The organism is Shewanella mytili, from assembly GCF_046765975.1.
In the GTDB taxonomy this organism is placed as follows: Bacteria; Pseudomonadota; Gammaproteobacteria; order Enterobacterales; family Shewanellaceae; genus Shewanella; species Shewanella mytili.
In genome coordinates this window covers 17,975-32,166 of sequence record NZ_JBKOUD010000010.1, presented here as the reverse complement: position 1 = coordinate 32,166, position 14,192 = coordinate 17,975, and the positions used below count along the sequence as shown (strand labels likewise).

At 43.3% G+C, this 14,192-nt stretch carries 11 protein-coding genes and 2 pseudogenes; 8 read left to right on the top strand and 5 right to left on the bottom strand.

Going from position 1 to position 14,192, the window contains the following annotated elements; genetic code table 11:
* Nucleotides 1-210 precede the first annotated feature (210 nt).
* Entirely contained in the window at nt 211-2,217 is a 2,007-nt protein-coding gene (locus tag ACIDEJ_RS10760) for a methyl-accepting chemotaxis protein (protein WP_411988075.1), read from the top strand.
* 112 nt (nt 2,218-2,329) lie between these two features.
* A complete protein-coding gene (gene dinB / locus ACIDEJ_RS10755; protein ID WP_411988074.1) occupies nt 2,330-3,400 on the top strand; it encodes a DNA polymerase IV in 1,071 nt (356 codons plus the stop codon).
* A 171-nt stretch (nt 3,401-3,571) separates the two neighbouring features.
* Here dinB and ACIDEJ_RS10750 read toward each other — a convergent pair whose 3' ends face one another.
* Nucleotides 3,572-3,910 (bottom strand): zinc ribbon domain-containing protein YjdM, encoded by a 339-nt coding sequence (locus tag ACIDEJ_RS10750; RefSeq protein WP_411988073.1) that lies wholly within the window; start codon nt 3,908-3,910, stop codon nt 3,572-3,574.
* A gap of 30 nt (nt 3,911-3,940) precedes the next feature.
* A complete protein-coding gene (locus ACIDEJ_RS10745) occupies nt 3,941-4,207 on the bottom strand; it encodes a hypothetical protein (RefSeq protein WP_411988072.1) in 267 nt (88 codons plus the stop codon).
* Between ACIDEJ_RS10745 and ACIDEJ_RS10740 the strand changes: the two are divergent.
* A pseudogene (locus ACIDEJ_RS10740) lies at nt 4,195-4,344 on the top strand (IS256 family transposase); the annotation flags it as partial. The gene ACIDEJ_RS10745 and the pseudogene ACIDEJ_RS10740 overlap by 13 nt on opposite strands.
* A gap of 136 nt (nt 4,345-4,480) precedes the next feature.
* Here ACIDEJ_RS10740 and ACIDEJ_RS10735 read toward each other — a convergent pair.
* Entirely contained in the window at nt 4,481-5,218 is a 738-nt protein-coding gene (locus ACIDEJ_RS10735) for an SDR family oxidoreductase (protein ID WP_411988071.1), read from the bottom strand.
* Nucleotides 5,219-5,329: 111 nt separating this feature from the next.
* On the opposite strand from ACIDEJ_RS10735, the gene ACIDEJ_RS10730 reads away from it, so the two are divergent.
* Nucleotides 5,330-6,217, top strand: coding sequence for a LysR family transcriptional regulator (locus tag ACIDEJ_RS10730; RefSeq protein WP_411988070.1), 888 nt, complete (start codon nt 5,330-5,332; stop codon nt 6,215-6,217).
* A gap of 133 nt (nt 6,218-6,350) precedes the next feature.
* Here ACIDEJ_RS10730 and ACIDEJ_RS10725 read toward each other — a convergent pair whose 3' ends face one another.
* Both ACIDEJ_RS10725 and ACIDEJ_RS10720 read right to left on the bottom strand, forming a co-directional pair.
* Nucleotides 6,351-6,920 carry a hypothetical protein gene (locus tag ACIDEJ_RS10725; protein WP_411988069.1) on the bottom strand — a complete coding sequence of 190 codons (570 nt, stop codon included), beginning with the start codon at nt 6,918-6,920 and terminating at the stop codon, nt 6,351-6,353.
* A gap of 165 nt (nt 6,921-7,085) precedes the next feature.
* Nucleotides 7,086-7,358 carry an NUDIX domain-containing protein gene (locus ACIDEJ_RS10720; protein ID WP_411988170.1) on the bottom strand — a complete coding sequence of 91 codons (273 nt, stop codon included), beginning with the start codon at nt 7,356-7,358 and terminating at the stop codon, nt 7,086-7,088.
* Nucleotides 7,359-7,894: 536 nt separating this feature from the next.
* Between ACIDEJ_RS10720 and ACIDEJ_RS10715 the strand changes: the two genes are divergently transcribed.
* The 4 genes and pseudogenes from ACIDEJ_RS10715 to ACIDEJ_RS10700 all read left to right on the top strand — a co-directional run.
* Complete coding sequence (locus ACIDEJ_RS10715; protein WP_411988068.1) at nt 7,895-10,279, top strand: ABC-three component system protein; 2,385 nt, start codon at nt 7,895-7,897, stop codon at nt 10,277-10,279.
* Nucleotides 10,269-10,838 (top strand): hypothetical protein, encoded by a 570-nt coding sequence (locus ACIDEJ_RS10710; RefSeq protein WP_411988067.1) that lies wholly within the window; start codon nt 10,269-10,271, stop codon nt 10,836-10,838. The genes ACIDEJ_RS10715 and ACIDEJ_RS10710 overlap by 11 nt, the downstream gene beginning before the upstream one ends.
* Nucleotides 10,831-13,578: an AAA family ATPase gene (locus ACIDEJ_RS10705; RefSeq protein WP_411988066.1), complete on the top strand. Its 2,748-nt coding sequence runs from the start codon at nt 10,831-10,833 to the stop codon at nt 13,576-13,578. The genes ACIDEJ_RS10710 and ACIDEJ_RS10705 overlap by 8 nt, the downstream gene beginning before the upstream one ends.
* A gap of 185 nt (nt 13,579-13,763) precedes the next feature.
* Nucleotides 13,764-13,967, top strand: a pseudogene (locus ACIDEJ_RS10700) (transposase); the annotation flags it as partial.
* Nucleotides 13,968-14,192: the final 225 nt, after the last annotated feature.

Genomic DNA, 14,192 nt, shown 5'->3' with positions numbered 1-14,192 from the left:
AATTTATTGCAGAACCATGGCATATCCGCACTTGCAGGGCATTTGTGCCACATTTGTGCAGAATAACTAACGTTAGGATATTCAGATGGCGTTATTTTTTACATTTATAAGAATTTAAACACCTTGTTACGTAAATTTTAACTAAACGTAAGCTGTAGCTTTTGATACATTGTGCGTTCCTCAATAACAAAAGCAAGAACAGGAACCCTGATGTTACAGATCAAACGTTCATTAAGCCGTCAGTTGGTTGTGGCCATTGCCGGCGCGTTGGCCATTTTGCTCACCACCATTGCCGCTTTTATGGTGAAAACCGACAGTGATTCAACCCGTGTGCGTATCGATAACGATATTGCTGCCATGCTGGAATTGAAAGCCCAGGAAATTGGCAACTATTTTTATGCCAAAGGGCAGATTATCCACACCATTTTTGCCAACCCCTGGGTGGTTAACTGGTTTGATGGTTACCAGCAACGAGGAGCCGATCTGAGCCAGGACGAGCAATATCAGGCACTGGTGAAGTATTTCCGCTTTTTCTCTGAACGCAACAAAGACATAAAGTCGGTGTTTTTAGGCTCGGCCCATACCTTTGAATATTTCGATCTCAATGGCCGTTATGAGGATGACCCCGATTATTACACCAACAAACGCCCCTGGTGGCAGGAGTCCATTAATAAAAACGGCTTGTTTGTTGCCGACCCTGCCGTGGATGCCAACGATGGTACCGTGTCGGCCACGGTGAAAACCGTGGTTAAAAACCCCGCCGGCCAACTGGTTGGGATTGGCGGCATGGACATTCTTATCGATACCATAGGCAAACACCTGTTATCCCCCATTAAATACCAGGGAGAAGGGCAAGCCTTTCTGATGACCGAGCAAGGCAAACTGGTGTATTTTCCCGGGTTTACTCAGTCTTTCATGCCGGGCAGTGACATTGCCCAAGTGGATGCCCAACCGGGCGATAACAGCGGTTTTGCCGCGCTCAAACAGCAAATTCAGGCACGGGGACGCGGTATTGCCGAAGTGATGTATCAGGGGCAATTGCAACATGTCAGTTTTGTCAGCATCAGCAGCGATTATCCCCAAGTGCGCTGGTATCTGGGCTTTATGCTGCCAGATGGCGTATTCCAGGCGCCGGTTAAGCAAAAAGTCTGGCAAACCACCCTGTTATCCATTGGCATTATTTTGTTGGTGGGGCTGGTTGTTACCGTGGTACTGCAACCGTTTCGCCGCCATTTGAGGGAATTGCTGCATGCGCTGGAAGATATTGCCGATGGCGAAGGCGACTTGTCACGGCGTATTGAGATGAAACGCGAAGATGAATTGGGGCGCCTGAGCGCCGCCTTTAACAAATTTGCCGCCAAAGTGGAGGGCATGCTCAAAGAAACCCGGCAGCTTACCGATGAAGTGGACAAAGGCGTGGATGATTCCGTGGCGGTGTGCGAGCAATCACTCAGCTCCGTCAGGGCGCAAAAACAGCAAATTGCCTCCGTTGCCACCGCTGCCACCGAAATGGCCCATACCAGCCAGGAGATGGCAGCCGGGGCGCAGCGCACGGCAGATTCTGCCGATGCCGCCCATCAACAGGCACTGGCAGGTGTAAGTACCGTGCAACAGGCGGCAAACGGCATGCATTCCTTGTCTGAACAGGTGCACTCTGCTGCCGGCGTTATTCGGCAGCTTAAAAGCAGCTCAGAAGAGATTGGTGAGGTGCTGAGTGTTATCCGTGCCATTGCGGAACAAACCAACCTGCTGGCCCTCAATGCCGCCATTGAGGCGGCCAGAGCCGGTGAACAGGGGCGTGGTTTTGCGGTCGTGGCCGATGAGGTGCGCACCTTGGCTTCCCGTACACAAGACTCCACCAGCAACATTCAGGATATCATCCAAACCCTGCAAACCCAGGCGCAACAGGCAGAGCAGGTGATGGAGGCAGGTGTAACACAAGCCGAAAACGGCCGGACACTGACCGTACAAGTGGAAGCGGTACTGGATGAAATCACCAGTGCCATTAATGACATTCAGCAGCAAACCGCTGAAATCACATCCGCTATCGGGCAGCAGGCCGTCGTGGCCGAAGAGGTTGCCCACAACATTGAAGAGGTGCGCGAGCATTCTGATGAAACCCTTACTGCCAGTGAGGCGCTGGTGGAACAGATGCGGGCCTTTCGCACCGTGAGCCGGGCATTGACCAGTAACATCAATCAATTCCGTACCAGTTAACGCGGTGGCTTATCGTTTATTAAAGAGGGGAGCTTGGCTCCCTTTTTTTATGGCTTTACTTTGATACTGTTTGTTTATACAGTATTTGTATGATGGGTTACCAAATCATGGCATGAAGAAAATCATTCACATCGACATGGACTGCTTTTATGCCGCCGTAGAAATGCGTGACTTTCCTCAATATCGGGGAAAACCCCTGGCGGTGGGGGGCAGTCGTGAACGTCGCGGCGTGATCAGCACCTGTAATTATGAAGCCAGAAAATTCGGCATCCATTCCGCCATGGCCACCGCTTATGCCTTGAAACTGTGTCCTAACCTTATACTGCGGCCAGGGCGGATGGCGGAATATAAAGCCATATCCCAGCAAATTCGCGAGATTTTCCTGCAATATAGCGCGGTGATTGAACCGTTATCATTAGATGAAGCGTTTCTGGACGTCTCGGATTGTGCCTTGTTTCAGGGCTCCGCTACCCGTATCGCCAGCGCCATTCGGGCCGATATACTGCAGCAAACCGGCTTGACGGCCTCGGCAGGCGTGGCACCGGTAAAATTTTTGGCAAAAGTGGCCTCGGACATCAACAAGCCCAACGGCCAGTTTGTGGTAACGCCAGAGACCCTGCCATCCTTTGTGGCCTCGTTGCCACTGCATAAAATACCCGGTGTGGGCAAAGTAACCGCCGCCCGTTTGGCTCAATGGCAACTCTATACCTGCAAAGATGTGCAGCGCTTTCCCGAGCATCAGCTGGTGGCGCAATTTGGCAAATTCGGCCATGCATTGTACCAACGGGCATTTGGCATTGATGAACGGGCATTAAATCCTCATCGGGTGCGTAAATCCGTGGGAGTGGAAACCACACTTGCACAGGACATTTTCACCCAGGAACAGTGCTGGCAGGTGCTGCAAGGCTTAATCAAGGAACTGGCAAGCAGGTTGCAACGCTACGCTGCCGGACGCCAGATAGGCAAGCTGGTGGTTAAATTGAAATTTGCCGATTTTCGCCAGACCACCATTGAAAGCCGGGCAACAGCTTTATCCCCCTATCTGCTCAGCTCATTGTTAACCCAGGCACTACAGCGGGCACAGGGGCGGGGCATTCGTCTTGTGGGGATTGCCGCCGGGTTAAGCGCGGGCGTTGAGACGTTACACGGGCAGCATGAACAGCAACTTGAGCTGAATATTTAGCCGCACTTGTGACTACGGGCACTTACCGCGAGAACAAGCGACAGCATTGGCGTGATGGGCATTACCGGGTATCAGCCGCCAATTAAACGGATTGAATTGGGGGCTGACCAAACGGGCACCTTGTTACCCGGTTGATTGCGTCACACCGGATAACAACATGCTTAAGGGTTTTTAGACTTTTTTGACAAACTCTGATTTAAGCTGCATGGCGCCAATACCGGCAATTTTGCAATCGATATTATGATCGCCATCCACCAGACGGATATTTTTCACCTTGGTACCCACTTTCACCACAAGTGAAGACCCCTTTATCTTCAGATCCTTAATCACGGTTACCGTATCACCATCATTCAGTACGGCGCCGTTGGCATCTTTTACACTGGCCTCTTCTTCAACGTGTTCTTCAGCATTGAGAGACCACTCATGACCACATTCTGGGCACACTAGCATTACACCATCTTCATATGTATATTCGGAATTACATTTTGGACAAGGTGGTAAACTGCTCATAAATCTATTTTCCTATTCATTATCAATATATTAAATGCATTTTGTTAAACGTATGCCGCCTCGGGTCAGGAGGATATGCATAAACCGTGCAAACATAAAATAACCGACAACGCCCCAGAATGGAAATTTAGTGCAGTAATGTGTTAGCCATCCCCCGCTTTGCTCCGGGTTTACACCGCTTTTATGGACACGTTGCAAGCCATTGGCCACAGGCTGTTCATGCCCGTAGCCAATGGCTATGCCAAACATGATGTCACTGATAAAAACATCGGCAATTCCCGTAATCCAGACGGTCATTCCCGAATGATGAGGCGGTAATGAAGTTGCTGTATCTGGCGTTACACCAGATAGCGAAAAAGTGGACAATGCCTCTAAGGGACCGGAAGCCAGCCATGACACGGTTCATGGGCATGTACGGTAACCGTGTATGGTGATGAGCAACAGCCATTTACACTAAATATTTTATGGCCTCTGCTCTGGTGTAAAGGCTTCGGCAGGTTCAAACGTCATATGCCCAAATCCACTAGATGAACCAGTAACCAACATGATTTTTTTGACATCGTTCACCCCTTAAATGACGCCGCCATTGGCACGCAATACTTGACCATTAACCCATCCCCCATCTGTACTTGCGAGGAACGACACTACCGATGCAATATCATTTGGTGTACCAAGTCTCTCAAGCGGATTCATTTTGGCCATACGGCCTATCAACTCGTGCGTTTTTCCGTTTAAAAACAGTTCAGTTGCTGTCGGTCCCGGAGCAATCGCGTTGACCGTAATATTTTTACCTTGCATCTCTTTGGCCATGATCGCTGTGAGTGTTTCTACCGCCGCCTTTGTTGCGGCGTAAACACCATAATTCTCAAGCTTGAGACCGACAACACTGGTCGATAAGTTGATCACACGTCCACCATTGTTCAGTCGTACTGAAGCCTCTCGCAGTGTGTTGATTGTTCCCTTGAGGTTAATATCAATTTGCCTATCGACATGTTGCGTATCCGCTTTGGCAAGAGGTTGAAGTTCCATGATCCCGGCGTTATTCACTAACACATCAACATTCCCCCATGTGGATTCCACATGGTCGAACATGGCACTCACCAAAGCGGCATCAGATACATCAGCCTGGTAAGCAATTGCCCGGCCACCAACTTTTGTAATTTGCGCGACGACTTCTCTTGCAGCGATTTCACTGCCGGCATAATTCACTACAACTGCAAAACCATCACGTGCCAAGCGCTTTGCGATACTGGCACCAATGCCTCGTGACGCACCGGTAATTAAAGCCACTTGATTAAAATCTTTCATCACTATTCCTCAGAATTGGTTGTTCACTAGAGCGACTGAGAAAATATCATTCTTAATATTTCTAATAATTAGCTACAATTCGGAATCACTATCCGAAAAATATGAACAATTATGGACAGAATCGATGCAATGCGCGTGTTTACGCGGGTTTTGGAGAGGCAGAGCTTTACCGCAGCTGCTGAAGATTTGAATATTGCCCGTTCGACAGTCACGGATGTTGTTAAGAGGCTTGAAAAAAGAATTGGTGTTGTTTTACTTGAGCGCACAACCCGACAAGTCATCCCAACCATAGATGGCGATGCATTTTACCGACGGTGCTTATCGATAATCCAGGACGTGGAAGATGCAGAAACCGTGTTTTCAGGCATAAAGCCCAAAGGCGTTTTACGGGTCGATGTACATGGCACGCTGGCTCGCCACTTTTTAATGCCTAAACTCCCCCAGTTTTTATGTGCATACCCAGATATTGACCTGTATATGAGTGAGGGGGACCGATTTTCAGACGTTATTCGTGAGGGTATTGATTGTGTCATCCGGGTTGGAACACCGAAATCAGAAGACTTAGTGGCCAAAAAAATTGCGTTATTGGAAGAGGTTACAGTGGCTTCTCCTGAGTATCTGAAATCATTTGGTACCCCACATGATATAAGTGATCTCAAAACCCATAAAATGGTAGGCTTCCGGGCAACAGGGAGCAGCGTGGCAATGCCGCTGGAGTTTAGGCTTGAAAAGACGGTTAAAACTGTTTCTCTAAAAGTGTCACTCACTGTAAACGCTGCGGAAACATTAGTGGCGGCAGCGAGACTTGGCTTAGGTATTATCCAGGTTCCCCGTTACCATGTTCAATCCGATATAAAAAACGGTATGCTGACTTCAATACTTGAAAATTATCCATCCACTCCTTCTCCGGTATCTATTTTGTACCCGCGTAATAGGCAGCATGCTTCACGGGTAAAAGTATTTATTGAATGGCTGGAGACTGTGTTTTCTGATGGTTAACAAAACGGCTATTGTTTTTTGAACGTTGGCTCTCTTTAATACAATGCACTGAGGAATCCCCTGATGATTTTTATCTAAATCATCAGGGGATTCCTCAGTGCTAAGCACATATTAATTAAGACAATGGTTTATTTTAATTACAATTATTTGCATCTCTTAAGTTATCTGTTTTAATGTTATCTAGAAATATAAAAAAATCATCTTTAATCGATGTTTTCAAATATACATCAATAGATTCATTAATGTAATTATTATTTTGTCCAATAGAACAAGCAGATAAAATTTCAAGATTCATACTACCAGCTCCTTCTGAGCTATTAGCACGATACTCTCTGACTTTTTTTAATTTTGAATTTAAATTTTTAACATCATCTGGAGATAACTTCAAAAAAACAATATGGTTATCACTTTTTGATATGTGTGAGAGTTCTTCAGAGTAAATAGGATTTGAACTAACCTTCACATAATAGCGATCATTGAAATTCATATTGGGATTGTCAGACTTAAACTTTATAGTTAAAACAACATCCCCATCTTTAACCCCTATGTATTGTGGTGAAACGACCGCAACAGCAATCTGTTCAGCATCAATGCTGAGCGGATTTATGCTATATAGTTTAAACATAGTACTTATTGGCATGCTACTGCATGAAATTAAAAATATAAATAAAACAGGAGGGATGATTTTTTTAAGTATAGCCATTTTTATTCTCTATAATTAAATATTAACTTTTATTACAAAAATTAAACTGTAAGAATTTATCAAACAAAAGACTAAACCATGGAGTATAGCTTTGAGAATTTAAAACCAGATCTTCTTTTAATGATTTCAGTTCGACCCACTTATAATCTTCAACTTCTAAAGGGTTTATACATGGAAACTCATAAAAAAACCATACAATACATGAGTTAGCTCATTTTCAATAAGATTGTTGTCACATTTTAAATTATATTGTAATGTAAAAATTCTACGGAGTCCACAAGATATTCCCATCTCTTCTTTTAACCTACGGTTAGCAGTATTTTTAATATGTTCATTAATATTAGGGTGACTGCAACAGGTGTTTGACCATAACCCTCCTGAGTGATATTTATCTTTGCATCGCCTTTGTAGAAGGATTTGATTTTTATTATTTAATATAAAAATTTAAAATGCTAAATGAAGACTTCCTTCAAGGTGAACTTTTAGCTTCTCATCACTTCCGATACTCTGACCCAAAGTATCAACTAATAGTATCATTAATTTATTCAAAATTTATCCTTTTAACTCTGCTTATTCAGCTTTTTATTATTGATGACAACCGAATAAAGTATCCTATAAAATAGTCTAAATAGTAAATAGTAAATAGTAAATAGTAAATAGTAAATAGTAAATAGTAAATGGTAAATAGTAAATAGTAAATGGTAAATAGTAAATAGTAAAAGATACATGCCATACCATTATCTACCGAAATCAATTCAGTCCTTACCAATCCGAATGACAAATCATATATAAAATAAAAAATATTTTGTGGCAGATTAATTATTGTATAAAACTGATTGTGATATATAATAATTACACTATTTACCTAAAAAACACGATAGGGAATATGAATGTAGTGTTACAAAGCATTCTTTCAGTATGTGCGAGTTTGTCTTATCTGTTATAAGTACTATTCAATAATTAGGAAAATGATTTTGTCTACAATTGATTGCTTACTCTCGAGCAAAGAAGAAGATGATGCATTGCGTAACAGCAACCCGAAAACTCCAGATGTGTTTGCTTTTGACTGTGGGCAGCTTCCTTTTGAAAGAATGGGGGATGATCACTTTGAGTTAATGCTGGCAGACCTGTTTACTGCTCGTGCAGATGGTGGAAAAGAGGATTGGTTTGACAAAGCTTGTCGTTTGAACGACGGCGCAGATCAAGGCCGAGATGTCATCCTTCTTCAAGATTCGCTTCCTGTTGGCGTAATTCAGTGTAAGCGCTACAAAGGTAATGTAGGGCGTCCTCAAATCATACAAGAAATATGCAAATTCTTCATGTACGCCAAGATCATGCCACAGATAGCACCCGCTCCTGGTAATGAGTTTAGATATTATGTAGCGGTTTCTGACGGGGCGACGAGAGATTTATTCGAGTTCATGACAGGTAAAGATCAAAAACGATTTAATGACTTAAGGGCTGAATTCGAAACAAAAGCGTTAGTAGCGCGCAACGCATCCCAGAAATTAAAGAAGCACGCCGCTCTTAAAGATCTAAACGGGAAACAATTATGCGACATTGTCTGGGAACGAATCGCTAATCTTCATACTGAACTACTCAAGAAAGATAGCTTGTCTCGGATGATCGCAGACTATCCTAGTATAAAATCAAGTTATTTTAGGCTTGAATCAGATACGGCGAAAGTCGTTGATGAGTTAAAGAAATTTTTGAGTTCCCGTGGGGCTACGCTGTCTGATAACGACACAAAAGTTGCCTCAGATATGCGTACTGAGTATATAGAGCTTACGTTAAGCAGCAGCAATATTTTTAACATTGGGCTAATCCAAGGTAATGAGTTACTTCCTTTTCTTAGAGATATGTTAGAGCCAAACTCAGGTACTTTATACACTAATTTCGGTTCTCGTCCAGCTATTATAACTGCAGGCGCTAAGGCGGCAGAGATTAGCCAATGGAGTAAAATAAATAAGCTAGTTGAGTGTTACCCATACCCACTGATCTTCAGTGTCGGTTGTGGTGACGTATTTGGTTCTACCCTCCTAGAATGGACAGAGTCTGATGATATGTCTTGGCTAGAACCAAAATGGAAACCTGCTTCTGCTCGTCTTTACAAGGCTGGTTGGTGCTGGGTGAAGAATCCAGAACATGAAACTCATGACTGTTATATCCTGGTCGAGAATGAGACTGGAGATCAAAAATACGATCATGCGAATATGATGTTAAGGTTAGCATTCGAGGATGTAATTTTATGGCCAACTTTAGGGAATGACTTTACCAATTCCATTGGTAACTCAAAATCGCTACTGAGGCGAATAATGGCTAGTCAAACTGAAGATAGAGCCGCGCGGCGTAACCTAGTTTTAGCTTCTCAACATATTGATAATATAGATAAAGTGTTAGCATCAATTCCTGATTATCATGGTCAACGTTGTCAATCTCCTATCGCCATTACTATCGCAAACAGCGGACGACTGCATGACTGTAAATTCGACCTTTACAGTGCTACAGGTATATTCCCAGCTATCGATACCAACAACGAGACTCGTGCGACTCCTCCAACAGTCCAACCTCCTAGTAGAGTAATACGACGAAGTTGCAACGGCGCGCTAACGCTGACCCTAAAATGGACAACCGAACTAGCCCTTGAGTTCATCCACGGCTATCGCTTGATTGGGAATGAAGTTAAAAATGAACTTTCACCAGAATCCCTTGAATTTCATGAGCTATTTGATCGGCATCCGCCGATAAAGGGCTACCTTGCATCCGTGAAGAAAGAATTGGATGACTTGGATCTATTGGTTCAAAACGAAAGTCTTGCTGATTTGAAGGGGTTTACCTATCGGACGAAGTATGGAGTGATGCAAAATCAGTCATTTTCGTTGGATGATATGTCAGCCTTCGGTGAGGATGTTATGCAAGCTGTTCAAGCTCTGAGTTATATCAAATCTCACAAAAGCACTAATTGGGTCGTCGATTCTGGACGAAATGCTCATATTGAGTACAAGGATCCAACATCCGGTGAGTTTAATGTCTTGGCTTGGACTAACCATCGATATCCAGTGAGGCAAATGGAAGCAGATCTATTTAGATGGGCGAGAAAACCATCCTCTAATCCTTGTTTAATTGTGTTTGCAGATGCTAAGGGACGTGTAAATGATAAAAAACCGAGTCATGGACGCCATGACTTTACTAGCCCTCCCCCTCTAAAAGACGCAATCACAGAAGCAGAAGAACCTAGTAATGTATATATCTTTGATCTAGGCGAAATTGAATCGAACTACGATAATGTCGAAGCTCCCTCAGTTGAACAATTTATGAATGATATATTAGAGCGTAGGAAGAAACTAGATGGTAAGTAATTTGATCAACATTCTTCGTGAACGAGCTGAAGCCGCGGGTTTTAGAGAGCCAAATGGCGGTAAGTTGCAGTTGTCGAATGATGAAAACTGGCCAGAGGCAGCGCTCGAAAACCAGCTTCTTTACTGCTATAGCGACTTCGCATCTATCCTTGTAGTCGATATATCATCTGATACACCTGCCGAGGCTTTGAAGCTTGCTAAACGTTCTGAAACGTATCTTGACGCAGCCCTTTTACAAAGAGAGCAAAATAGTTCCGTAATTGATGGCTATCTTGTTTTAGCAATGACAAAATTTGATGATAGCTTCAGACGTTTCATCATACAAATCGAAAAAGACACAAGATTTGTCAGAAAGCATGTGGTTTTTCATGGGGAAAACGGGTGGGAGCGATATCAGCGTATAACTCCGTTAGGGCTTGTAAATTCACCGTCTGAAGCACAACTTACTGAATTTATTCCCGACTGTATAGAGTCTTCCGAACTTTTAGAGTCGTTGTCCAAGCAAGGTAGTACCCAACTCGCAAGGATACATGGGCAAGAATGGAATCTAAATGAATAATCAATCAATTAAGTTTCTTTCGGTTACGATCCGAAATTTTCGCGGTATACCTGATGAATTAATCATTCCTCTAGATGCTCCATTAACTGTTATACATGCTGCCAATGGCACAGGGAAAAGTACTGTTTGTTATGCATTAGAGTGGTTGCTCACTGGGAAAGTAGAAGATCTGGCTAACACGTCAGATTTTTCTTGCCAATGGGGGATGGGAGATACCTCCGTGTCAGCGACTTGCTTGATCGGCGGAGGTTTGCATGAACTTACTCGTAACAAGACATCAATATGGATTTCTCTCAAAGGAGGAAAAAAGAGGAGGATTAAAGATTCCGACTTACTAAATTTACTTACTCCTACGACGGTATCAGGAAAAAGCTCCCAAGCTATTAGCAAAGCTAAGCGTGGCTGGCTTAGAAATAGTCGTTGGTTATATTCTAACTCTCTATCTTTGTTAATTGATAATAATAAGGCTGAAGAGCGGCAACAGATATTTGCGGATATCCTTGGGCTGGGGCATATAACAAGTACGTTGCGAGATTTACGTGACTATCGTAATCAATTACCTAGCACAAAAGGCCTCCAAGATAGAGTTAATCGTCTTCAAACTGAAATCTTAGATATTGAGAATAAATTAGCGGAAAGTACACCTTGTAAAGAACAAGCCTCGATTCATCTATCCAAAATACTTGAGGCATTCCCTGTAGTGGCGACTAGGAATCTTGAAGAAGATTTTAGGTTAGCCCAGCTGCAGGTCAGTATTTTTGATCAAAGAGTACAGCATTCTCTTGAAATCCTCCGACTTCTATTAGAACAATGGGAACAATATAATTCGGAAAAAAATCAGCTAAACAATCTGCTACAAAGGCTTACTGACCTTTCACAAAGAAACGAAATTCAAAGTCAAAAACATACAGAATTGTCTGCGGAGCTGTCAGCGGCAGAAGTGAAAGCAGCTGAAGGTTCGCGTTCTGTGATTTGGGCAAAAGAATGCTCGAGCGCGCTTGAACGATGGGAGCAAGTTATATCATCGCAAAGTATAAAGGCATTGAGCTTGTCGGGAGAAGTTAGTAAGAATAATCTGCAACAACAGTTCGTCGAGTTTTCATGGCCAGATGACAAACAAGCGGCTTGGCTTAAATCAGTAAACTACTTGATTCAGAATTCAGCTACAGTGGCAGACCTTGTTCAGCAAAAGAAAGATTTGGTCTCAAATATTCTTCTTCCACCAACTGATATTGTTAACATTAGTCGTCAGGCTGAAGAAGCCAAAGTGGCAAGGGTAAAAGCTGAATCAGAGTTCAATGTTCTCTCAAGTGTATTCGATAAGCTTAAGGCTATAGGCAAAGAAATTACTCACTCACATGAGGGGCAGCTGTGTCCGCTTTGTGATTATGATTGGGGCTCCAGTAATAAGCTGCGCCAGCAGATCGAGAATGAGGCATTACTGACACCAGAACTCAGAGATGCGGCTCAGAAACAGGCGAAAGCTCAGAAAGTAGAAACAGATGCTATAGAACGGCTAACTTTAGCAAATAATCAGAAAGCCGCTTATGATGCTTATATGGCTCGTATGGTTGCCGTAGACAATCAATTGGCTTTTATTGAGCAACGAACAAAATATCTTGAAATTATGAAAGTTCAAGATTTCTCAGGTTTAAATGAAGTTAATCTTCATTACCTTAAGAGCCGTATTGATGTTGCCATAGGCTTAAGGCACATTTTTACAAACTTGGAAAAAGTTGAGAGTTTATTCGAGAGCCCCCTCGTAGAACGAGTTGGACACAGAATAAATACAGCGCGAGAAAACCTCACTAGGTACATAGCTTATTATCAATCACAAGCTGATTTAGCCAACACAGCTAAACTGAGACTTTCCCCTTTGGTCCTCGGAGCAATGGAAAGCATTACCGCTAATTCCCGTGAAATAGATAGGGTAAAATCTAACATCGAGGTAATTACTCATACAATTAACGGCTTCGATGCTCGTTGGAAGGAAATCTCTGGCGAAGAGGTTATCACTCTCAATCGTTTGAACTCGGAGCTCAAAAAAGCTTCGAACGATCAGGCTAAGGTCGTTGCTTTCAAGTCAATGCTAACTGAATGTGAGGCCGTAGTAAGTATTGAATCAAATTCAGAGCAGTTAACTAAGCTAATAATTGAAAAGGAAGAACTAATCAAAAAGCTAGATGCAGGCAATAGATATATAACTGCAGCAGACAATACTATTGAAAGCTATGCAAACCACGTTCAGGCGTTAACTTCTTCCAGTCTCGCACCGCTTCTTGAGCCCGCAGGAGAACTATTCTCTCGCATGCATGCAAATGAGGTTTATAAAGGCTTAAGTGTATCAGCAGGAGAAGCACTTAAATGGACCGTATTCGCTGATGGGCATGAGTTTGCTTTGGATGCAGAGGAACGGTTCAGCCAAGGACAGCGTCAAGATCTTGCGCTATCACTCTATCTTGCTAGAGCGAGAAATACGGGGGGCAGTTTTTTTCTGGACGAACCTATTGCTCATTTGGATGACCTCAATCGGGTTGCTATGCTGGACATTTTGAGACTTGTTGCGACGTCTATGTCGAATATGAACTTAATTCTAACCACTGCGAGTGACTCTCTTGTTCGACATTTGGAGCAGAAATTTTCAAGCATCATTGATAAACATCTGCTGAGCGTAATACGGTTGGAAGGTAACCCCCGGACTGGAGTATTTCAGTCTTTAACAACAAATCTGCCCAACTGAAGGGATAGTTTCTGTCTAATTATGCCTGTAAGTAGTGATTGAACTCGAGCAAAGTAACATTATATTGCTCGAGTTCAATATTGAATTGTATTAACCGAATATAGGCCTGTTTTGTAATAGCCCCCAATTAAAACGGACACTCATTAGTTAAGCGATAGGCTTAGACCTATCTTTAAGGAGTGTCTATGGAACGTATTGAAATTATTACTGGCGAACAACGTCGCCGTCGTTATACTCCGCAAGAAAAAGCAAAGTTCGTTGCCATGACTATGCAGCCGGGCTATTCGGTTTCGCTGGTTGCCAGGCAAAACGGTATAACCCCGAGTCTATTGTTTAAGTGGAAAAAGCTCATGCAAGATGGTGGTATGTCTGCTATCCAGTCTGGCGAAATAACACTCAAAGAGTTAATCACTACGGATAAGCTCTTTCGTGTACGTTCAGGCCGTTGTTGGCAGTTATGGATTTTGCGCAAGGGAATTGCTATGCCTGTGATGCAGAGGAGGGGAGGTTGCTTTGTGGTGAGTATTGAGGTTACTGAATTTAGTGCAAACCAAGAAATGCTGTGTTAGTTTCGTCGGTAGCACAGAGGTAGCACCAGCAAAAAATGCTAATTT

What these genes read in the sequence shown, in the direction of transcription:
- ACIDEJ_RS10760 (WP_411988075.1), top strand. Translation starts at nt 211, where the DNA reads ATGTTACAGATCAAACGTTCATTAAGCCGTCAGTTGGTTGTGGCCATT.
- dinB (WP_411988074.1), top strand. Translation starts at nt 2,330, where the DNA reads ATGAAGAAAATCATTCACATCGACATGGACTGCTTTTATGCCGCCGTA.
- ACIDEJ_RS10750 (WP_411988073.1), bottom strand. Translation starts at nt 3,910, where the DNA reads ATGAGCAGTTTACCACCTTGTCCAAAATGTAATTCCGAATATACATAT.
- ACIDEJ_RS10745 (WP_411988072.1), bottom strand. Translation starts at nt 4,207, where the DNA reads ATGACCGTCTGGATTACGGGAATTGCCGATGTTTTTATCAGTGACATC.
- ACIDEJ_RS10735 (WP_411988071.1), bottom strand. Translation starts at nt 5,218, where the DNA reads ATGAAAGATTTTAATCAAGTGGCTTTAATTACCGGTGCGTCACGAGGC.
- ACIDEJ_RS10730 (WP_411988070.1), top strand. Translation starts at nt 5,330, where the DNA reads ATGGACAGAATCGATGCAATGCGCGTGTTTACGCGGGTTTTGGAGAGG.
- ACIDEJ_RS10725 (WP_411988069.1), bottom strand. Translation starts at nt 6,920, where the DNA reads ATGGCTATACTTAAAAAAATCATCCCTCCTGTTTTATTTATATTTTTA.
- ACIDEJ_RS10710 (WP_411988067.1), top strand. Translation starts at nt 10,269, where the DNA reads ATGGTAAGTAATTTGATCAACATTCTTCGTGAACGAGCTGAAGCCGCG.
- ACIDEJ_RS10705 (WP_411988066.1), top strand. Translation starts at nt 10,831, where the DNA reads ATGAATAATCAATCAATTAAGTTTCTTTCGGTTACGATCCGAAATTTT.